This is a genomic window from Cupriavidus sp. a3 (assembly GCF_051015765.1).
Taxonomy (GTDB): Bacteria; Pseudomonadota; Gammaproteobacteria; order Burkholderiales; family Burkholderiaceae; genus Cupriavidus; species Cupriavidus oxalaticus_A.
Genome location: NZ_CP170643.1, coordinates 2,544,193 through 2,562,683, shown reverse-complemented (window position 1 = coordinate 2,562,683; position 18,491 = coordinate 2,544,193). Strand labels below are relative to the sequence as shown.

18 protein-coding genes and 1 pseudogene are annotated in these 18,491 nt (G+C 62.1%); 10 read left to right on the top strand and 9 right to left on the bottom strand.

Annotated elements, in window-relative coordinates; translation table 11 throughout:
• Positions 1 to 373: 373 nt before the first annotated feature.
• Both ACAD63_RS12435 and ACAD63_RS12430 read left to right on the top strand, forming a co-directional pair.
• Positions 374 to 925 (top strand): annotated as a pseudogene (locus ACAD63_RS12435) (IS110 family transposase); the annotation flags it as partial.
• A gap of 16 nt (positions 926 to 941) precedes the next feature.
• The gene (locus tag ACAD63_RS12430) at positions 942 to 1,757 is read left to right on the top strand and encodes a DUF1214 domain-containing protein (protein WP_434032748.1); all 816 of its coding nucleotides are present in this window, start codon (positions 942 to 944) and stop codon (positions 1,755 to 1,757) included.
• Positions 1,758 to 1,761: 4 nt separating this feature from the next.
• Here ACAD63_RS12430 and ACAD63_RS12425 read toward each other — a convergent pair whose 3' ends face one another.
• From ACAD63_RS12425 to ACAD63_RS12405, 5 genes are all read right to left on the bottom strand, one after another.
• A complete protein-coding gene (locus tag ACAD63_RS12425) occupies positions 1,762 to 3,426 on the bottom strand; it encodes an ABC-F family ATP-binding cassette domain-containing protein (RefSeq protein ID WP_434032747.1) in 1,665 nt (554 codons plus the stop codon).
• A 973-nt stretch (positions 3,427 to 4,399) separates the two neighbouring features.
• The gene (locus ACAD63_RS12420) at positions 4,400 to 5,599 is read right to left on the bottom strand and encodes an IS91 family transposase (protein WP_434032746.1); all 1,200 of its coding nucleotides are present in this window, start codon (positions 5,597 to 5,599) and stop codon (positions 4,400 to 4,402) included.
• A gap of 8 nt (positions 5,600 to 5,607) precedes the next feature.
• A complete protein-coding gene (locus tag ACAD63_RS12415; protein ID WP_434032745.1) occupies positions 5,608 to 5,883 on the bottom strand; it encodes a tyrosine-type recombinase/integrase in 276 nt (91 codons plus the stop codon).
• Positions 5,864 to 6,478, bottom strand: coding sequence for a tyrosine-type recombinase/integrase (locus ACAD63_RS12410; protein ID WP_434032744.1), 615 nt, complete (start codon positions 6,476 to 6,478; stop codon positions 5,864 to 5,866). The genes ACAD63_RS12415 and ACAD63_RS12410 overlap by 20 nt, the downstream gene beginning before the upstream one ends.
• Before the next feature lie 580 nt (positions 6,479 to 7,058).
• Complete coding sequence (locus ACAD63_RS12405) at positions 7,059 to 7,286, bottom strand: hypothetical protein (protein ID WP_434032743.1); 228 nt, start codon at positions 7,284 to 7,286, stop codon at positions 7,059 to 7,061.
• Positions 7,287 to 7,723: 437 nt separating this feature from the next.
• On the opposite strand from ACAD63_RS12405, the gene ACAD63_RS12400 reads away from it, so the two are divergent.
• The 8 genes from ACAD63_RS12400 to ACAD63_RS12365 all read left to right on the top strand — a co-directional run bounded on the left by ACAD63_RS12400 (position 7,724) and on the right by ACAD63_RS12365 (position 14,165).
• The gene (locus ACAD63_RS12400; protein ID WP_041687771.1) at positions 7,724 to 8,359 is read left to right on the top strand and encodes a nitroreductase family protein; all 636 of its coding nucleotides are present in this window, start codon (positions 7,724 to 7,726) and stop codon (positions 8,357 to 8,359) included.
• A 187-nt stretch (positions 8,360 to 8,546) separates the two neighbouring features.
• Positions 8,547 to 9,092, top strand: a complete 546-nt coding sequence (locus ACAD63_RS12395) for a carboxymuconolactone decarboxylase family protein (RefSeq protein WP_011615317.1) — start codon at positions 8,547 to 8,549, stop codon at positions 9,090 to 9,092.
• A gap of 149 nt (positions 9,093 to 9,241) precedes the next feature.
• Positions 9,242 to 9,937, top strand: a complete 696-nt coding sequence (locus tag ACAD63_RS12390) for a glutathione S-transferase N-terminal domain-containing protein (protein ID WP_434032742.1) — start codon at positions 9,242 to 9,244, stop codon at positions 9,935 to 9,937.
• A gap of 180 nt (positions 9,938 to 10,117) precedes the next feature.
• Positions 10,118 to 10,567 carry a GNAT family N-acetyltransferase gene (locus ACAD63_RS12385; protein WP_135706454.1) on the top strand — a complete coding sequence of 150 codons (450 nt, stop codon included), beginning with the start codon at positions 10,118 to 10,120 and terminating at the stop codon, positions 10,565 to 10,567.
• Between the two features lie 206 nt (positions 10,568 to 10,773).
• The gene (locus tag ACAD63_RS12380; protein ID WP_011615320.1) at positions 10,774 to 11,730 is read left to right on the top strand and encodes an AraC family transcriptional regulator; all 957 of its coding nucleotides are present in this window, start codon (positions 10,774 to 10,776) and stop codon (positions 11,728 to 11,730) included.
• Positions 11,731 to 12,148: 418 nt separating this feature from the next.
• A complete protein-coding gene (locus ACAD63_RS12375; RefSeq protein ID WP_135706456.1) occupies positions 12,149 to 12,655 on the top strand; it encodes a YkgB family protein in 507 nt (168 codons plus the stop codon).
• Positions 12,656 to 12,708: 53 nt separating this feature from the next.
• Positions 12,709 to 13,194: a Rid family hydrolase gene (locus ACAD63_RS12370; RefSeq protein ID WP_011615322.1), complete on the top strand. Its 486-nt coding sequence runs from the start codon at positions 12,709 to 12,711 to the stop codon at positions 13,192 to 13,194.
• Positions 13,195 to 13,943: 749 nt separating this feature from the next.
• Positions 13,944 to 14,165: a hypothetical protein gene (locus tag ACAD63_RS12365; protein ID WP_135706458.1), complete on the top strand. Its 222-nt coding sequence runs from the start codon at positions 13,944 to 13,946 to the stop codon at positions 14,163 to 14,165.
• A 315-nt stretch (positions 14,166 to 14,480) separates the two neighbouring features.
• Here ACAD63_RS12365 and ACAD63_RS12360 read toward each other — a convergent pair whose 3' ends face one another.
• The 4 genes from ACAD63_RS12360 to ACAD63_RS12345 form a co-directional block, all read right to left on the bottom strand.
• Positions 14,481 to 14,741: a tripartite tricarboxylate transporter substrate-binding protein gene (locus ACAD63_RS12360; protein ID WP_434033984.1), complete on the bottom strand. Its 261-nt coding sequence runs from the start codon at positions 14,739 to 14,741 to the stop codon at positions 14,481 to 14,483.
• 159 nt (positions 14,742 to 14,900) lie between these two features.
• On the bottom strand, positions 14,901 to 16,061 hold the full coding sequence (locus ACAD63_RS12355) for a YgeY family selenium metabolism-linked hydrolase (protein ID WP_434032741.1): 1,161 nt from the start codon (positions 16,059 to 16,061) through the stop codon (positions 14,901 to 14,903).
• Between the two features lie 18 nt (positions 16,062 to 16,079).
• The gene (locus tag ACAD63_RS12350) at positions 16,080 to 17,354 is read right to left on the bottom strand and encodes an MFS transporter (protein WP_240746105.1); all 1,275 of its coding nucleotides are present in this window, start codon (positions 17,352 to 17,354) and stop codon (positions 16,080 to 16,082) included.
• 186 nt (positions 17,355 to 17,540) lie between these two features.
• On the bottom strand, positions 17,541 to 18,485 hold the full coding sequence (locus ACAD63_RS12345) for an N-carbamoyl-D-amino-acid hydrolase (protein WP_135706462.1): 945 nt from the start codon (positions 18,483 to 18,485) through the stop codon (positions 17,541 to 17,543).
• Positions 18,486 to 18,491: the final 6 nt, after the last annotated feature.

Genomic DNA, 18,491 nt, shown 5'->3' with positions numbered 1-18,491 from the left:
CGGCGACACCGCCCATGTTTCCTTCTCATATCACCCCATCCATTTCAGGGGTGTTGCGACGACCGGTTGAATCCGCCGTATGCCAGTCAGGACTTCCAACGCAGGCTGGCGGAATACGGCATGCGTTGTTCGATGAGCCGCAAGGGCAATTGCTGGGACACTCAGTCCAAAATACGCTTTGAACGTCGGACCGATCTGACCCGTGCTGGGATTGGCCGAGCTGCCTTGGCGTTGACCTGTCGATCGGGTTCCGGCGTTCCCCGAGCATTGCCGGGCCCAACGCTTGTGACCTGATAGGAGCTTTGTCCTGCACCGTGAGTGTCCTGTCCTGCGAGTGGGGTTGGCGGTGTGCCCACTACAACGGATAACACGCATGGAACAAGAACAAGACGAAGTAATTCTGGGTGTCGACACGCATCTGGATACGCATGTCGGGGCGGTGATCAGCAGCACGGGCAAGCTCCTCGGCACGCAGTCGGTCTCTGCAGACACCAATGGCTATCTCAATCTTCTGACCTGGGCGAACTCGTTCGGATGCTTGCGGCGCGCTGGAGTCGAAGGGACAGGAACTTACGGGGCTGGCCTAGCCCGCGTGCTACGCGATCATGACATCGAGGTACTGGAAGTCAATCGCCCTGACCGGGCGGCTCGCCGGTCTCGCGGGAAGTCTGATCCCACTGACGCGGAAAACGCCGCGCGTGCAGTCCTCTCGGGGAAGGCAACTGCCCTTCCCAAAGCGCAGTCTGGAGCAGCAGAAGCGATGCGTGCCGTCTCTGTTGCCCGGCGCAGTGCCGTAAAGGCGAAGACGCAGGCTATCAATCAGTTGCGAGCTTTGCTGGTCAGCGCGCCTCAGGAGATCCGTGAACGGCTTCTGAAAGAAAAGACGGCGGAATGCGTGGCAGGCTGCGCCCGCCTGCGCTCGTTGCGGTGAGACCAAATGGGTGATTCCGGACCGGTTCTTCGACCAGTTCGAACAGGTGCTCGATACCGTGCCGCCGCTGCCCGGCGAGGAAGCACTGTATGGGCAATTTCGCTCGATGATGGACGCGGCGAAACGCGACCCGGAGGTAAAGAAGGCGATTGGTGCGATTGCCGCCGACGCGGAACGTGATGTGATTGGGCCGTTCTTCGAGTGGCGCCGAAACGGCCTTCCCGCCGGCAACGGCTGGAACCGCTCCACCAACAATGCGCAGACCGGACTCGACTACTTCGACCGGACGGGGACGGCCAAGTCGAACATGTTCGACAACCGGCCTAACGAGACGCAGTACTTCTACACCGACTTTGACGCTTCAGGCGGCCAGCTCAGCGGCGCCAGTACTTACGAGATCGTCTTCACCCCAGGCCAGGAGCCACCCGTAAATGGCTTCTGGTCACTAACGCTATACAACGACAAGCACCTCTTCCATGCGAACGATCTCAAGCGCTACTCGCTCGGGACCAAGAAGAACCTCAAGCGCAATGCCGATGGCTCGTTGACGCTCTATGCTGGGGCGAAGTCGCCAGGCAGTGACAAGGAGTCGAACTGGCTGCCGGCACCGGGCGGCGCGTTCTCGCTGTACATCCGCGCCTACTGGGGCGGTTGGTCGGGTGCGTGCGAGCGCGATGCGCTACCTATTCCGCGGAAGCGAGTCGAGCGAGCTGCCGGCCGCGGCGCCCCTCCTTTGCGCGATCCGCCTCATCAGTCACGAAGCGCCCAATGGCGGAGCGCTAAAACCTGTAAAGCTCACGCCTGGGCCCCCCATTTCAGGCGATGACCTTCTACGCTGCGGCAGCCTCCTCGCGCATGCGGCGGGCTTCGTCGCGCAGGAACTGCTGGTAATCGTCCAGATCGCCGTCGAAGGGCTCGACGCCGCCCTTGGTGACGAGCCAGAACTCGTCACATACGGCGCGCAGCAGCGCCCGGTCGTGGCTGACCAGCATCACGGTGCCTTCAAACTCGTTGAGCGCCATGCCCAGCGCTTCGCGTGTGGACAGGTCGAGGTGGTTGGTCGGCTCGTCGAGCAGCAGCAGGTTGGGGCGCTGCCACACGATCATGCACAACACGAGCCGCGCCTTTTCGCCACCGCTCATCGTGCCAACCGCCTGATGGACCATGTCGCCACTGAAGTTGAAGGTGCCGAGGAAGGTGCGAAGGGATTGTTCGGTGCCACTCTGGCCGGGGGCGCGCATGTGCGCCGGCGTGTCCCTGGCAAGGCGGATCATGTGTTCCAGCGGCGTGTCTAGCGGGCGCAGCACGTCGAGTTCCTGCTGTGCGAAGTAGCCGATATTCAGGCCCTTGCCTTCGCTGATCTCGCCGGCAATCGGCGCCAGCGCGTGCGCAACCGTCTTCACCAGCGTGGACTTGCCCTGGCCGTTGGCACCGAGAATGCCGATGCGCTGCCCCGCCATCACGGAACGGTTGATGTCCCGCACGATGACCGTGGGCGACGTGCCCGGCAGTGCGTCAGCCGGCGCCGGGTAGCCGAAGGTCGCGTCCAGCATCGACAACAGCGGATTCGGGACGTTGAGCGGCTCCTTGAACTCGAAGTTGAACTCTGCGTCGGCAAGCACCGGTGCGATCTTCTCCATGCGTTCGAGCGCCTTGACCCGGCTCTGCGCCTGCTTCGCCTTCGAGGCCTTGGCCTTGAAACGGTCGATGAATTTCTGCAGGTGGGCGATCTTGTCCGCCTGCTTGGCCATCGCGGCCTGCTGCAAGACGAGCTGCTCGGCGCGCATGTCTTCGAACTTGCTGTAGTTGCCGCCATAGCGCACCAGCTTGGCGTTGTCGACGTGCACCGTCACCTGCGTCACCGCGTCAAGGAATTCGCGGTCGTGGCTTATCACTACCATGGTTCCCTGGTAGCGCTTGAGCCAGGCTTCCAGCCAGACCAGCGCGTCGAGGTCGAGGTGGTTGGTCGGTTCGTCGAGCAGCAGCAGGTCGGACGGGCACATGAGCGCGCGCGCCAGTTGTAGCCGCATGCGCCAGCCGCCGGAGAAACTGTTGACCGGCTGGTCAAGCTGCGCAGCACTGAAGCCAAGGCCCAGGATCAGCGCCTGGGCACGCGCGGGGGCATCGTGTGCGCCGGCGTCGTGCAGGGCCATGTAGGCGTGCGCCATGCGCATGCCGTCGTCGCTGGCCTCGGCGGCGGCGACTTCGGCCTGCGCGGCCAACAGCACGGTATCACCCTCGACTACAAAGTCGGTCGCGCCCTGCTCGGTCTCCGGCATCTCCTGCGCGACCTGGCCCATCTTCCATGCTGCGGGAATCGAGAACTCGCCGCTGTCTTCGTGCAAAGTGCCGTTGAGAAGGCCGAAAAAGGACGACTTCCCGGCGCCATTGCGGCCGACAAGACCAATCTTTTCGCCGGGGTTGAAGGTGACGGACGCGCGGTCGAGTACGACATTGACGCCGCGACGCAGCGTAACATTACGGACGGAAATCATAGGGAGCCACTTCGGAGAGGATTGGCATGATAGCCGACCGGACGTGCAGGGCTGTCACTTTTCTGGCCGCACGCGTGAAGAGCCCTTGCGGTTTGCGGCGCCCACCGGCAGCAAAGCAAGGCAGCCCCTGGCGCACCGGGCGTTTCGGGCGTTCCGGCGGCGGGGCCAGCGACCATGGCGGTGAATGACGGCTCCTGGCCGGCGCGGCCGTCTCTGACCGAGTGCGGATTCAACCGGTCGATGCAACAGCTTGATGGAATCGCAGGTCGTCACGCTCCTGCATCCGTACTTGCAGCCGGATGATTATTAAAGCTATTTAAGAGATGTTGTACTAGGCAACTCGTCGTGGTCTCAAGGTTACGAAGCAGGGATTGTGATCAACTGACGAACACTCAGACGCCGGCGGCCATTCGCCGAGCGCTTTGTGGCGGGAGCGATGCAGAGAGACGGCGCCCGCGCAAGACACTAAGCTTCGATACACCGGCTGAACGATTCCATCAAGCCATCAAGCGGTTGCGTTGACCGGCTGAATCTGCAGCCGGCTACCGCCGTTGCGAATCCGCCAGCCTGAGGGAGTAAGCGACTCGTTGAAGCGAGCGGAGCAGGGGGCCCGCGTGCCGGGACACAGCGATAAGCCAGAGAGTTTTTTGCGCAGCGGAGACGGCGCAATGGTCAGCATGGGCACAGTTGCGCGTCCCGTCTTCGCTGTGCAAGAAAATATTTGAGCTAAACCGCTCCACGGGCCGTGGGAGCTATGGGCATTGAATCGCGTTGCGCCTGCGGGTCGGATGCCAGCGACAGTGCGGATTGGGAGTTTCGCTTCGCACCTGAGTGGGCAATGGATGCCATTGCGTGGGATCGGCGGCTGACCCTAGGCGGAGCCGGCGACGCTTGGAGGCCTGTGGCACGAACCTGTCTGCTGTGTCGCGCCAAAGGGAGCGAACGCAGTGATTGACGGCACGCGCGTGAGGGGTCATGCAACCCTCCTCGGCGGTGCGCGTGGCAAAGCGGTTGGCAACAGGCGCTCGATACAAAACATGCGCCCCCGCGCGCAGACGGGACAGTCGTACAACGACCGGCCGGTCAGCTTCTCGTAGCGGTCGCGGTAGTCAGACTGCGGGAGAAGGCGAACCTCGCGCAAGGACGGGGCCTCGAGCAACCGGCGACAATCGGCCAGCCCACGCTCGCGTGAGCGATTGCTGAGCAGGCCGTAGTGGCGGATCCGCTGGAATCCTCGCGGCAGCACGTGCATCAGGAAGCGTCGGATGAATTCGTGGGCGGGTAAGGACATCGCGTGCGGCTCGCCGGGGTGGCGATAGTCCTTCCAGCGGAACGTGACGTGCTCCTCGGTAAGCTCAAGTAGCCGGTTGTTGGAGATCGCTACGCGATGCATGTAGCGGCCCAGATAGTCCAGGACCTGCCGGGGGCCGCCGAACGGCTCCTTAGCATAGACGACCCACTCTGCGTGGCGCGGGCCGACAAGATGGCCGAGGAAGGAGTCCCGCTTGGCCAAGTGCGCTAGCGTTGAGAAGAATCGCAGCCTTCCGGCGTCGGAGGCATGTTGCAGGCGCGCGAGAAACAATCGCCGGAATAGGCGCGAGAGCACCCGGACGGGCAGGAAGAACCCGGGTCGGCAGGCGACCCAGCGCTTACCGTCCAGCGAGAGACCCCCGCCGGGGACGACGCAGTGTAGGTGTGGATGATGTACCAGCGTCTGTCCCCAGGTGTGCAGGATCGCGATGAAGCCGAGCGTGGCACCCAGGTGGCGGGAATCCGCGTCGACGGTCCGCAGGGTGTCGGCGGTGGCCTGAAACAGGATGTCATAGACCACGCGCTTGTTCTGGAAGGCGATTGCCGCGATTGGTTCGGGCACGGTAAAGACGACATGGAAGTACGGCACAGGCAGGAGGTCCGCCAGGCGGTCGTCAAGCCACTGCGCGCGGGCGAGCGACTGGCACTTCGGACAGTGCCGATTACGACATGAGTTATAGGCAATACGCTGATGGCCGCAGCTATCACACTGCTCGACATGACCGCCCAAGGCCGCGGTACGGCATTGCTCGATGGCGCGCATGACACGCTGCGGCTCGCGACCAAGCGAGTCGGCGTGCAGTTGACGATACGACGGACCGTGGCGGCGCAGGATGTCCGCCAGCTCCAGCGGGGCCGGCATGAGCGCGGTCAGTCGCGTGCGGGCGGTGGCTCGGGCGAAATGGGCGAGGCCGGGGGTTGAGGGAGGCGGTCGAAGGAGCTGGTGGTCGCGCACACGGTGCTGGTGGCAACCTTCAGGTAGCGCGAGGTCGTGGCTAAGTTGCGATGGCCAAGCAACAGTTGGATGGTGCGCACGTCGGTACCGGACTCGAGCAGGTGCGTCGCGAACGCATGCCGCAATGCGTGTGGCGTAATGGGCTTGGTGATGCCGGCACGGCGGCGGGCATCACCGCACGCGCGCCTCACGGTACCGGGGGTGATGTGCTGGCCCGGAACGCTGCCGGGTACAGCCAATGTTGCGGACGGCCAATACGCTGCGCAGGATCTCCAGCAGGCGCGGTGAAAGCATGACGTAGCGGTCGACCTGCCCTTTGCCTTGCGCGACACGCAGCACCATCCGTTGGCTGTCGATGTCGCAGACCCTCAGACTGAGCGCTTCCGAGATCCGCAGGCCCGCCGCATAAGCCGTCATCAGGATGGCGCGGTGCTTGACGCTGGGGATGGACTCGAGAAACCGCATCACCTCATCCGGACTGAGAATGACCGGCAGCATGCGAGGCCTCTTCGATGCGGCGATCTCCTCAATGGCCCAGTCTCGTTTAAGCGTGACATGGTAGAGGAAGCGCAACGCGGAGGTGGCCACCACGAGCGTGCTGCGGGATCGCTGGGATTCCACTAGAAGCAACTGCCAGGCGTGGACTTCCTCCGGGCCCAGAAGCTCAGACGAACGCCCGAAATGCTGGGCAAACGCACGAACGTAATGAAGGTAGATGCGCTGGGTATTGGCTGCGAGGTTGCGCACGCGCATGTCCTCGGTCATGCGCCGACGTAATGCCGTCATGATGGTCTTCTCTCGAAGTGACTAAGGCAGCAGGAACTGCGCTGCCATCGTCCCACTCGAGGGGGAAACCGGTCTCCAGCGTAATATCGGAGCTGCCGGCGCCGGCCGACTACCCCTACCGCGTCAGCGGTTTAGAGGCACGATAACGCGCAGTTATTACGCCTAAGAACCGGTTGTTTCCAAAGTAGGGGGACCTCACACATTTCGCGTCAGGACCAGGTCGTAAAATTGCCGTTCTCAGACCCGCGAGCGGCGACGGAGTCCCCTGACAAGTCCTGACGAATTCCCGGGCACCACCAAGTGTTGCTGTGAGGAACCGGAAATAGCTGGACTGCAATGCAGGCGCCGTTTTGCGCACTTCTCGTTGCAAGGATTCAACCCGGTTGTCAGTGGCTCTTGCCGACCCCGAACAGCCCTTCGATCCGAGTCTGCCTCTGCGCATTCGGGCGGAGCGCTTCTGCACTTATGTCCCCGTGCAGCAGGCCCCACCGGTGATCCTCCCTATTTCCAAAAAAACGCCGCCACCTGGTGCCGGCATTACCGGACAACAGCGCGAAGCGATTTACTTCGGCGCAACGACCTAGCGGGCATTCTTCATGGCTTCGGGCGTCATGCTTTCCGTCGAGACGATGGTCAAGGATTGCGGTGAACCAGCGACCGTCTTCTCCGAAACATGCAACGTCGCGTTGACGGAATCCAGGAACGAATACATAGCACCTGTAGCCGGGTCAACGGCCAGCAAGCCAATTACGCCGCCAAACAGAATGTTCCCGATGTACCAGCCGTTGACTGTGCTGACGATGTCCAATTGCCCCGGCTCGTAACCTTAGCGTGCCGACTCACGCCCAGTGACTTCCACCGGCGCACTCTAGTCCTCGTCACCATTGGATGCCCAGCTCGGGCACGGTGAAAGACTCCAGGTCGTCGAGGAAATCGGTGGCGTACCGGGCTTCGGCGGTGCCAATCACCGCGGGGTGCCGGCCTGGTACGTCATGTGCGAGTACCGCTGCTGCATGACCCCATCCGGGAACCGTACCGCAAACGTCGCTCTTCATTGCCGCGCCGAAAGTGGAGGATGGGGCGCTTCGTTGTTTTGATCCTTTTGGGCATTTTATTGAGCAAAGATAGTCTCGAAATCGGTATCGGGTACGCCTAAAGTGGAGGCTCCTAACCACCTGATGAAAGGGTCGCACCATGAGCCGTATCGCTATTCCCGCCATCGAGTCCGCCACCGGCGCCACCGCTATGCCCAACGAAACTACCAAAACCAATGCTGTCATCGAATGTATCTTGAGCCGCAGCGCCGCCAAGTATTACGACCCTGCCGCCATCTTGAATGACGACCAAATCCGCGAGCTGGTGCGAATCGGCACCGCCGCGCCGACATCCTTCCACTTGCAGAACTGGCGCTTCATCGCCGTGCGCACACGTGAAGCCAAGGCTCGGCTGAGTCCGATCGCCTGGAATCAACCTGCGATCACCGATGCCGCCGTTACCTTCATCGTCTGCGGCCAATTGGCCGATTCCAGCGTAATACCGGAGCGCCTGGCTCCGTTGGTTGAAGCAGGCGTTATGCCGGAAACGATGGTGGCTGAATGGGAAATCCCCGCACGCGATCTGTACATGCACTACCCGCAGCGCCAGCGCGACGAGGCCGTACGCACTGGCACCTTCGGCGCGGCGGCGATGATCTATGCGGCCCGCTCGCTGGGCCTGGGTTCGACGCCGATGATCGGTTTCGATGCCGAAGCGGTGCACCGCGAGTTCGGACTGGCTGCAAACGAAGTGCCAGTCATGCTGTTGTCCATCGGGGCAGAGCGCCCGGGAAACTGGGCGCAGAAGCCGCGCCGTCCGGTGGACGATGTGTTGGATTTGGTATAGGTGCGTCCCGGCGGTAGTGATCGCGCCGAACGACTAAGCGACCTTCAAGTGAGAGGCGGCCGCAAGGTACCTCCTACTTGAAGGCATGACCAGCTTCGACCCAAGACTTGGGTACGAAGTAAGCCGAGGAATGGTTCCCACATGGACTTTCCCCAATTAGCAAAACGTGTAACTCACGGAGATTATGATGGCAAGAACTGTAGCTCTAAAGCCGGAACAGGTACCGGCCGATTCGAAACCGACTCTCGATGCGTTCACCAAGAACATCGGGTTCACCCCAAACATGATGGCGAGCTTCGCGCAGAGCCCGATTGCGTTCAACGCATGGGCCACTCTGCTCGGCTCCTTGAGCAAGGCGCTCGACGTGAAGACGCGTGACGGCATCGGCCTCGCTGTCTCCGAAGTGAATGGCTGCAACTACTGCCTGACAGTTCACAGCTTTACGGCCGAGCATATGGCCAAGCTGTCGGCCGAGGAAATCATTCTCGCTCGGAAGGGTCACGCCAGCGACCCGAAGCGCGACGCCGCCCTCCAGTTTGCGCGCAAAGTCATCGAGGCCCGGGGCAACGTCAGCGATGCCGATCTGAAAGCCGTCCGCGATGCCGGCTACACGGATGCGAACGTCATGGAGATCGTCGCGCTGGTGGCCATGTACTCCCTGACGAATTTTTTCAACAACGTGTTCGACCCCGAGAAGGACTTTCCTGCCGTCACGCCGGCTGGCTCGATCTGAACTTTATCCGGCCGCATCGACCCTCTCCGAGGGTCCTGGAAGGTGTCATCTGATGCGAGCGTAACGCCAGAGCCTGGATGCACCCAAGAAAGAATCTTGGAAACGTGTCCAGGCTCTTCGTATGTACCGACGAGTCTAGGAGGAAGAAAGTGACACTCAATCATCCAATTTTCACGCGCTGGCCGGTGCAGTACCCCGATCGGCTCCAGGTCTTTTCCTTACCGACGCCCAACGGAGTGAAGGTCGGCATCATGCTGGAGGAGACAGGCCTCGCCTATGAGGCGCACCGCATCGACATCATGGCGAATGAGAACCACGATTCGGCCTTCCTCGCGCTCAACCCCAATGGCAAGATTCCTGCGATCTACGATCCTCACGGTCCGAGCGGACGGCCGCTGGCCTTGTTCGAATCGGGAGCGATCCTGATCTATCTCGCCGACAAGACGGGGCGGTTCCTCTCCACCGATCCCGGCACGCGCTACGAAACGATCCAGTGGCTGATGTGGCAGATGGGCGGTGTCGGACCGATGTTCGGCCAGGTTGGCTTCTTCAACAAATTCGCCGGCAAAGCCTATGAGGACAAGCGCCCGCGCGACCGCTACGCAAACGAATCCGCGCGGCTGCTCGGTGTCCTCGACGAACGGCTCGCGGGCCGCGACTGGGTGATGGGCGCTGACTATAGCATCGCCGACATTTCGCTGCTTGGTTGGGTGCGTAACCTGATCGGCTTTTACGAAGCGCGCGAGATTGTTGGCTTCGACCGCTTTCTTCATGTGCAGATGTGGCTCGATCGCGGCCTCGCGCGTCCGGCGGTGCAGCGCGGGCTGGAAGTGACGGCGGCCTAGCCAGAAGCCCGGAGAGGGAAGGTTTCTGCGGCCCCACGAGCTGCGTAGACGCCGTTGCAGCGAACGGTACTTACCAGTATGCACGGGCCAAAGACGGGCGCAACATTCACGCAGCGACTACTGCCCGCCAGAGATGACGGCCAGTGCATGAATGCACATCTTTTATTTCTGGAATATTCTATGCAATCAGTCGAGATCAAAGCCATTGATAACTACGATTTTGATATGTGGCTTCCGCTGTGGAAAGGCTATCAGCGATTTTACGAAGTGGATATCTCCGAGTCCGTGACGCTCAATACCTGGAGGCGCTTCTTGGACCCAGGCGAACCGATGCATGCAGCGCTTGCCATGGTGGGCGAACAACCATTGGGGCTGGTGCATTCGATCTACCATCGATCTGCCTGGACGACGGGCGACTACTGCTATCTTCAAGACCTGTTTGTTGCTGACAATGCGCGTGGCGGCGGCATCGGTCGCTCGCTGATCGAGCATGTCTATGCGGAAGCGAAACGTCGCGGGGCGTCCTGTGTGCACTGGCTGACACACGAATCCAACCATAACGGCATGCAGCTTTACGACCGCATCGCTGATCGCTCCGGTTTCATCCAGTACCGAAAGCTATTAGCCTAACCCGCTGAGCGGGTACTGTCCTCAGGTATCGTTCGGCGCATCGATATCGTTCGTGATCCGGGCTAGGTCGCGATAGATGGTTGCAATCGAGCAGCCCGGCCGGTGCGCAACGTGTCCGATCAGCTCTTGCACTGGGGCCATGTGGTGCGTACAACCGGTGTGCAACCGCAATAAGACGCTTGAGCGTTTCAAGTTCCCGAGGTCCTATGTCCCAAGTCGATTGGCTGAGCCATCTCCTGCAAATGATCAACATCACTGGCCGGCTGGAGGTCCGCTGCGTCTACGGTGCGCCATGGCGTGTGGCCTGGGATCAGTCCGCGGCGCACGAGATTCCCTACCACGTCGTGCTCAAGGGCCGGGCCATTATTGAGGATCCGGAGACGGGGAAGGTCAGGGAGCTAGTGGGTGGAGATATCGTGCTGTTGCCTCACGGGTCGGCGCACGTGCTGCACGATGGCAGCGGACATGCGCCGGGTCTTACCTACAATCGTCAAGGTTCTGCAGGATGGACGCTCAGCGAGAATGATGGCCAGGGCGAGCATCTGGACATGTTGTGCGGGCGATTTTTCATCGGGCCGCCCCATGATCGGCTGATTCGCGATTATCTACCCACGACTCTCGTGGTACAGGCCATGGACCGCCGTGGTGAAGAGGGCATCGTGTCCGCTTCGAACCACCTGGCCAGTCTCGTGGGTCTGATGCGCATGGAGTCCACCGGCGACAAACCGGGCGGATACGCCATGCTCAACGCGCTTAGCTTCGCGCTGTTCACACTGGTACTGCGCGCGGCGAGCGAATCCGAACAGGCCCCGGCAGGCTTGTTGGCGCTTGCCGGCCATCCACGACTGGCCCCGGCCATTTCAGCCATGTTCGCCGATCCGGCGCGACCCTGGAACCTGTCTGATCTGGCCGACTTGTGCAGCATGTCACGCGCCACCTTCATGCGGCACTTTCAGGCCAATCTGGGGCGCTCGGCCAACGAACTGCTGACCGATATCCGGATGAGCCTGGCCGCCAACGAGCTGAAGAAGCCGGCGATGACCACTGAGGCCGTGGCCGACTTAGTCGGGTATCGATCCGTATCGGCATTCCGGCGTGTGTTCACCGACAAGATGGGGATGACGCCGGGGCAATGGCGCCGCCTGGCGCGCGAAGCCGAGTAATGCGCTTCGCTTTCCGTGTGCAGCTTCGATAAGGCGCTAGACGCGCCGGCGCAAGGCAGGCCATTCCTTCGAGCGGAGCTCGTTCGCGTCTGGCTTTAGCAATGACGCGCGGTCCGACATGCACGCCCAGTAGCGACTATCCCAGAGCCGTGGCGAACTGGAATGTCGTTGTCGTTGCGTTTCGTTCGGGCAGACAATCCACGAAGCGCTTGCCTATATCTGCAAGTACCTGAACCTCGATCTCGACGAGACGATTTGCGGCGTGCTGCGCTGTGCCGCCGTTTTTGGGATGGATTGCCTCGTTATTTTGATCCTTGTGGGCATTTTATTGAGCAAAGGTAGTCTCGAGATCGATATCTGGTGGGCCTACAGTGGAGGCTCCTAACCACCCGATGAACAACTTGAATGGGAAACCCCAATGACCACTCGTGCAAATCAGTTTCGTCTACAAATCGCTGAAAAGAGCGTTGGATCGCTCTCTCTTCAGGCCCTACTCAGATGGGCGCTGGTCGTCATCTTTCTTTGGTTCGGTGGAATGAAATTCACCGCTTACGAAGCCAACGGCATCGCTCCGTTCATCGCCAACAGCCCCATCATGAGCTGGTTGCACGCCCTATTCGGAGTTCAAGGGACAAGTTACGTTCTAGGTGTACTTGAGCTGTCGACCGCAGCGGCTCTGATTCTCGGAGCCTTCCAGCCCATTTTCTCCGCATTGGGAGCGGCGATGTCGGCTGCGACCTATCTGATCACGCTCACGTTTTTCTTGACTACCCCCGGCGTAGCAGAAGCGACGGCGGGTGGATTTCCGGCCATTTCAGCTATGCCTGGCCAGTTCCTTCTTAAGGATCTCGTTCTGCTGGCTGCATCGCTTTCTCTCCTTCTGGCATCTGTCCAGGGCTCATGGCCCAACGCTCAGAAGTCATGAGGTGAACAAATGGCCCGGACATCCGGGCCGGCTTATTCAACAGGAGATCAGATATGACCAACACGACGGCGTTGAATGGCAAAGAGGCTGCCTATCACGGTGTGCCGGCGGAAGACGACTACGGCTATGCACAGGCAATCAAGATCGGAAACATGATCTATGTGTCCGGCCAGCTCAGCCACGACGACAAGGGCGTCATGATCGCGCCTGCTGCGCTCGATGGAACCGGCAAGCCAGCCGACTTCTCGATGATGGCGGAGCAGATGCGGGTGACCTATGCAAACGCTGCAACGATCCTCGCACAGTTCGGAGCCACGCTCGACCACGTGGTGGAAGAGACGCTCTATGTCCTCGATGTCGATGAGGCGTTTGCAGTAGCGGGTAAGGTGCGCAAAGAAGCCTACGCCATGGCGCGGCCTCAGTGCGCCAGCAATCTGATCGGTGTATCGAGGCTGGCCTTTCCGGAGCAGCTTATTGAGATCGTCTTCAAGGCGGTGCTTGCCGACGTGCACGAGCGGCACCCCGTCGAACCAGCTTGATGAACGGCACGACAGGCCAGCGATACGCAGGTCATGGGGTCGCTTCAGAAAACGGAAAATTTTGCACGCTAAGCGATCGCTAGCGCCCGCCGGGCGCTAACTACCGGGCGACGAACCTGACCCATAGAATTCGGAGATAGTCCCTTCACTTCCGAGCCAGCTGCGGTCGCGCCGGAGGCACAGGTTCTACCTGGCGCGCCCCTTCCACGCCAGTCGTCGTGTGGGGCCGTCGACCGTCTGCTCTTACCCCGACACCACCTAGCGCCCTCCAACCTGCATCGCGTGGACCGGCGTTGGGGCCAACATCTGCGGCCTCACGGCGCAGGATGTTCACCTCAAAGCCTTTTGCGTTCACTGCGGTAAAGCGTTGATCATCCCGAATCTCGAAGGTTCTATCTACCTTGCGTAGAACGTCTAGCATCGAGAGGTCCAAGTTCTTCATTCTTCCAGCACGTAGCTTCCCGCCTTGTGGGGGGAGTGCAGTGATGCCATGGTGACCTCCTTTCTTGCGAAGGTAGCTCAAGTCTGCACTTCGTTGGGTAATCGCTGACCGATGCCATTTCGGTCGTCCGTGGCTTCAGAAAGCTGTCCCTGAAGTTCTAGAAGGTGGGCCCACTTGGCTTCCAACTGAACGCGACCGCCGAGTTGCGCAACCGCCAGGATGCCTTCTGTGTCGGCTTGCGCACAGAACGCCTGCCGCACGCGCCGCAAAACTACTTCGAATCTGTCCAACCCGCCAGGAGGCACGGATGAAACAAGTATCACTAACCATTCCAGAAATTGGATTGATTGCCGGAACACGGGCGGCAGGCGGTGCGGGCCTCGCACTGTTGCTCAGCGACCGAATGAATCCGGAACAACGCCGCGCCATCGGCTGGACGCTGCTCGCTGTAGCGGTCATCACTACAGTGCCGTTGGTCGCGCAAGTGTTTGGGAAACGTCAGCCATACAAGAGCCCCGACGAGAAGTGAAGTAATGGTGCGAGGGCCAAATCGAATTGGCCAGCGCCTCAGCGGGCCGAGTCTGCCGGACTCTTGATAGGGCGACGGGCCGATGCTGGCCTGCAAGCGCACTACAAATCCCGTGCGCAGGGATCTGTCGAGCAGCGGCGTGCCGATCAGGGATCAGGATCGTAACTCCGCACCCGCTCGGACACCGCAGATTGCAGGCATGACGAAGAAGTGGCGACAGTGCATGTCCGAGTCAGCGGCGTGGGGGGGGACGCTCAACGGTGGCGAGGGCAGCGACCTGCCCGGACCGATGCCCGCGTCACGAATTTTCGCTGTTTATAGCTCCAGCTGAGCCCGCACGAACTCCGTGGCTTGCTGCGGAGGCACATATGCTGGCTCGCTCCCCAGGCGGGCAATGTGCTCTCTGATGTTGGGCAAAGCCAGGGCCTGCTCAATGGCGGCACTTTGCCGCTGATTGATCGCGTGCGGCGTACTGGCCGGCGCGGAGAATGCCCAGGCGATGGTTTCCATGCCTGCCAACGCCCCCGGGGTGCCGCGCGGCAATGAGGCGCGTGGAGCCGGAAGCCTTGCCGTCACCGCGCGTTCGGCCTTGCAGGCGGCAAGGATTTGGCTCAGGACGTCATGCGGTCCGGGATCCCATCGCCGGGAAAATGGGGCGCGACGTCTGCGTACTTCCACGACCACTAAGCCATGGGACTGACCGGCCAGTCGACGTACCTGGCCGGCGTTGTCTCGTCAGGCCATTTCCCACACCAGGTTGCGATAGATCTCCCGCGCCCCCTCCAGTTGTTCCAGGGCGATCGATTCATCGATGGTATGCGCATCCTCCTCGCATCCCGGCCCTAGGCCGATGGTCGGAATATGGCGGCGGCCGGCGGATTCGGAGCCGTTCGTGCAGAATGCCCAGCTCCCGACCTGCGGTGAGCGGCCGGCCTGCGCGATTGCGCGGACGGCGGCTTGCACGAGCGGGGCGCTGTCCGGCTGCTGCCATGCCGGTAGCCAGCGGTTCGGTCGCGCCGATTCGCCGGTAAAGGTTCGCACCTCATCGTCTGACACGGCCAGCGAGAAGTTGTGCAGACCGGCGGCACGCAGGCAGGCGTCGATCTGACCGAGGACGTCTTCCCGCGTCTCGCCGTCGAGAGTCCGGCGGTCGAAGCGAATGGTGGTGGACGTCGGGATCATCGAGATCGACGGATAGGGCGACGAGACGATGTCCGTCGGCACGAGCAGCGCAGCGCCAAGCACCGGGTCGGTCGGCAGTTGCAGTCCTTCCAGCACGGTTAGCGCGCGCGCGGCGGTATTCAGCGGATTGACACCGAGGTGGGGCGTCGCCGCATGCGCCGGTTTGCCGTGGAAGGTCAACTGGATCTCAAGCCGGCCCTTTTGTCCCGTCTTGACCTGCAGTTTCGACGGTTCGCAGATGACCACCGCCGCGGGATTGCACCGGCCTAGCACCGATGCCAGCGCATGCCCTTCGATGACTTCCTCCAGCACGCTCGCGGAAACCGCGATGCGCTTGCGCAGCGGCCGTTCTCGCGCTGCCGCCGCGACGCCGCAGATTGCCGCGGCGATGCCGCCCTTCATATCGGTGCTTCCGCGCCCGTGCAGGCGACCGTCGTGGATGGTGCCGCTGAACGGGTCGAAGTGCCACTGGCCTGTGACCGGCACGACGTCCATATGGCCGTCGAACAGCAGCATCACGTCTGCGTCGTCGGGGCCGATCAGCCCGAGCACGCTGCCGTTGCGATCCATCGTTACCGATGTGAAGCCGGCTTCGGACATGCGGCGCATCAGCAGGGCGGCGAGGTCACCCTCCTGACCCGAGAGGCTGGGAATGCGTACCATTTCGCGCGCCAGCGCGGCGACGTCACTGAGATTGCTTGCTTGATCAATCATGTCGAATTTCTCTTGTCGTCAGCGGTTGACCAGCGTGGCCGGCACACGAAGCACCAGCATTGCGCCGATCACGGTGAAGGAGGCGAGGAAGTACATACCCCAGTCGGTCGAGCCGGTCAGGTCCTTGATCCAGCCGATCGCGTAGGGGCTGGCGAAGGCAGCGAGGCCGGCGAAGGAGTTGATCGCCGCGATGCCGGCTGCCGCGCTGCGGCCTTCGAGAAATGCGGTCGGCAGGCTCCAGAACAACGGCGAGCAGACCATGCAGCCCGCCGCTGCCACCGACAGCATCGCCACCGCGAGCATGGGGTTGTGGCTGAACAGCGTGCTGAGCGCCAGCCCGGTGCCGCCGACGAGGAACGGCACCACCATGTGCCAGCGCCGCTCGCGCGTCCGGTCCGAATGACGGCACACCAGGATCATCGACACCACCGCGAACGCGTTCGGGATCGCCGTCAGCAGTCCCACGTCCAGCAGCGAGACAACGCCCGTCGAGCGGATCACCGACGGAATCCAGAACGCCAGGCCCGACAGGCTGGAGACCGTGCAGTAGCAGATCAGCGCCATGTGGATCACGCGGCGATCCCGGAACAGCTTCAGTAGCGACACGTGCTCGACCTTGGCCGCTTTTTCTGCCGCAACGTTTTGCGCAAGGCGGTTTTTCTCGGCCGCGCTCAGCCACTGCGCGTCGGCGATGCGGTCGTCGAGATACCACACCACGGCAAGCCCTAGCACGATCGATGGAATCGCCTCGAGCAGGAACATCCATTGCCAGCCGGCAAAGCCGTAGTGGTTGTGCATGCTCTCCATGATCCAGCCGGACAGGGGCCCGCCGAGGATGCCGGCCATTGGCACCGCGGTCATGAATACCGCAATGACCGCCCCGCGACGGTGCGAAGGGAACCAGTAGGTGAGGTACAGGATGATGCCGGGATAGAAGCCGGCCTCGGCGGCGCCGAGCAGGAAGCGCAGAATGTAGAACTGCGTCGGCGTTTTCGTCAGCGCCATGCAGGCCGAGATGCAGGCCCACAAGATCATGATGCGCGCCAGCGTCTTCTTCGCCCCGATGCGGTGCATGAGAACGTTGCTCGGGACTTCGAACAGGAAGTAGCCGATGAAGAAGATGCCGGCGCCGAGACCGTACACGGTATCGCTGAACTTCAACTGGTCCAGCATCTGGAGCTTGGCGAAGCCGACGTTGACGCGGTCAAGGAAGGCTGCCACGTAGCAGGCCATCAGGAAAGGCAGCAGTCGCCAGGCCACCTTGCGGTACAGCGCGTGGTCGTGCGCTTCCATCGTGTCCGACGTCCCGGTGTTCGGGATTGTGGCCGGGGTGCGCAGCGGCTGCGCAGAGTGCAGGGAATCGCTCACTATGTTCCTCCTTTGGATTTGGTGAGACAACAACGCCCCCTGCCGGCGCCCGGAAGCGCCTGCATCACGTTATTTTTTATGGATTCGGGAAGGGGGCGGGAAAGGTGCCGGCTACGCGGCCACGGCTTGTGGCGGCGTGGCGCCCCGCTGGCTGGTGATGCGGCCGTAGGCCTCGGGCCGGCGGTGCCGGTCGAAGTTGAACGTCGTGGTCTTGTACGACTGGCACAGGTCAAGGTCGCAGCGCGCGATGGCCAGCTCGTCGCCCTTGGTCGAGCAGGCCGCGACGATCTCGCCGGACGGCGCGATGATGCAGGTGCCGCCGATCATCTCGCAGCCTTCCTCCTTGCCGGCCTTCGCCACGCCGACCACCCAGGTGCCGTTCTGGTAGGCGCCGGCCTGCATCACCAGGTGGTTGTGGAACATCGACAGGTCGTCGTGCTCCGGCGCGGGCGGGTTGTGCACGGGCGTGTTGTAGCCGAGCAGGATCATTTCGGCGCCCTGCAGGCCCATCACGCGGTAGGTCTCGGACCAGCGGCGGTCGTTGCACAGCGCCATGCCCATCACGCCGCCAAACGCCTGCCAGACGCCGAAGTCGTCGCCCGGCTCGAAGTAGCGCTTCTCGAGGTGCTGGAAGGCGCGCCACGGCTCATGCTGGTCGTGGCCGGGCAGATGCACCTTGCGGTATTTGCCGGCGATCTTGCCGTCGCGGCCGACGAGGATGGCGGTGTTGTAGCGGCGCTCGACGCCGCCCTCGACTGCCAGTTCCGCGTAGCCGAGGTAGAAGCCGATGCCGAGCCGCGCGGCGGTCTCGAACAGGACGCGGGTCTCGGGGCCGGGCATCTCGCGCTCGTAGAACGCGTTGAGTTCCTCGGGATCTTCCATGTACCAGCGCGGGAAGAACGTGGTCAGCGCCAGCTCGGGGAACACCACGAGGTGGCAGCCCATCTCGTGGCCGTGGTGCAGGTGGGCGAGCAAGCGGGCGACGACGTCGCGGCGCGAATCGCTGCGCTGGATGGGGCCGAGCTGGGCTGCGGCGACGTGGACGAAGCGGGACATGATAGG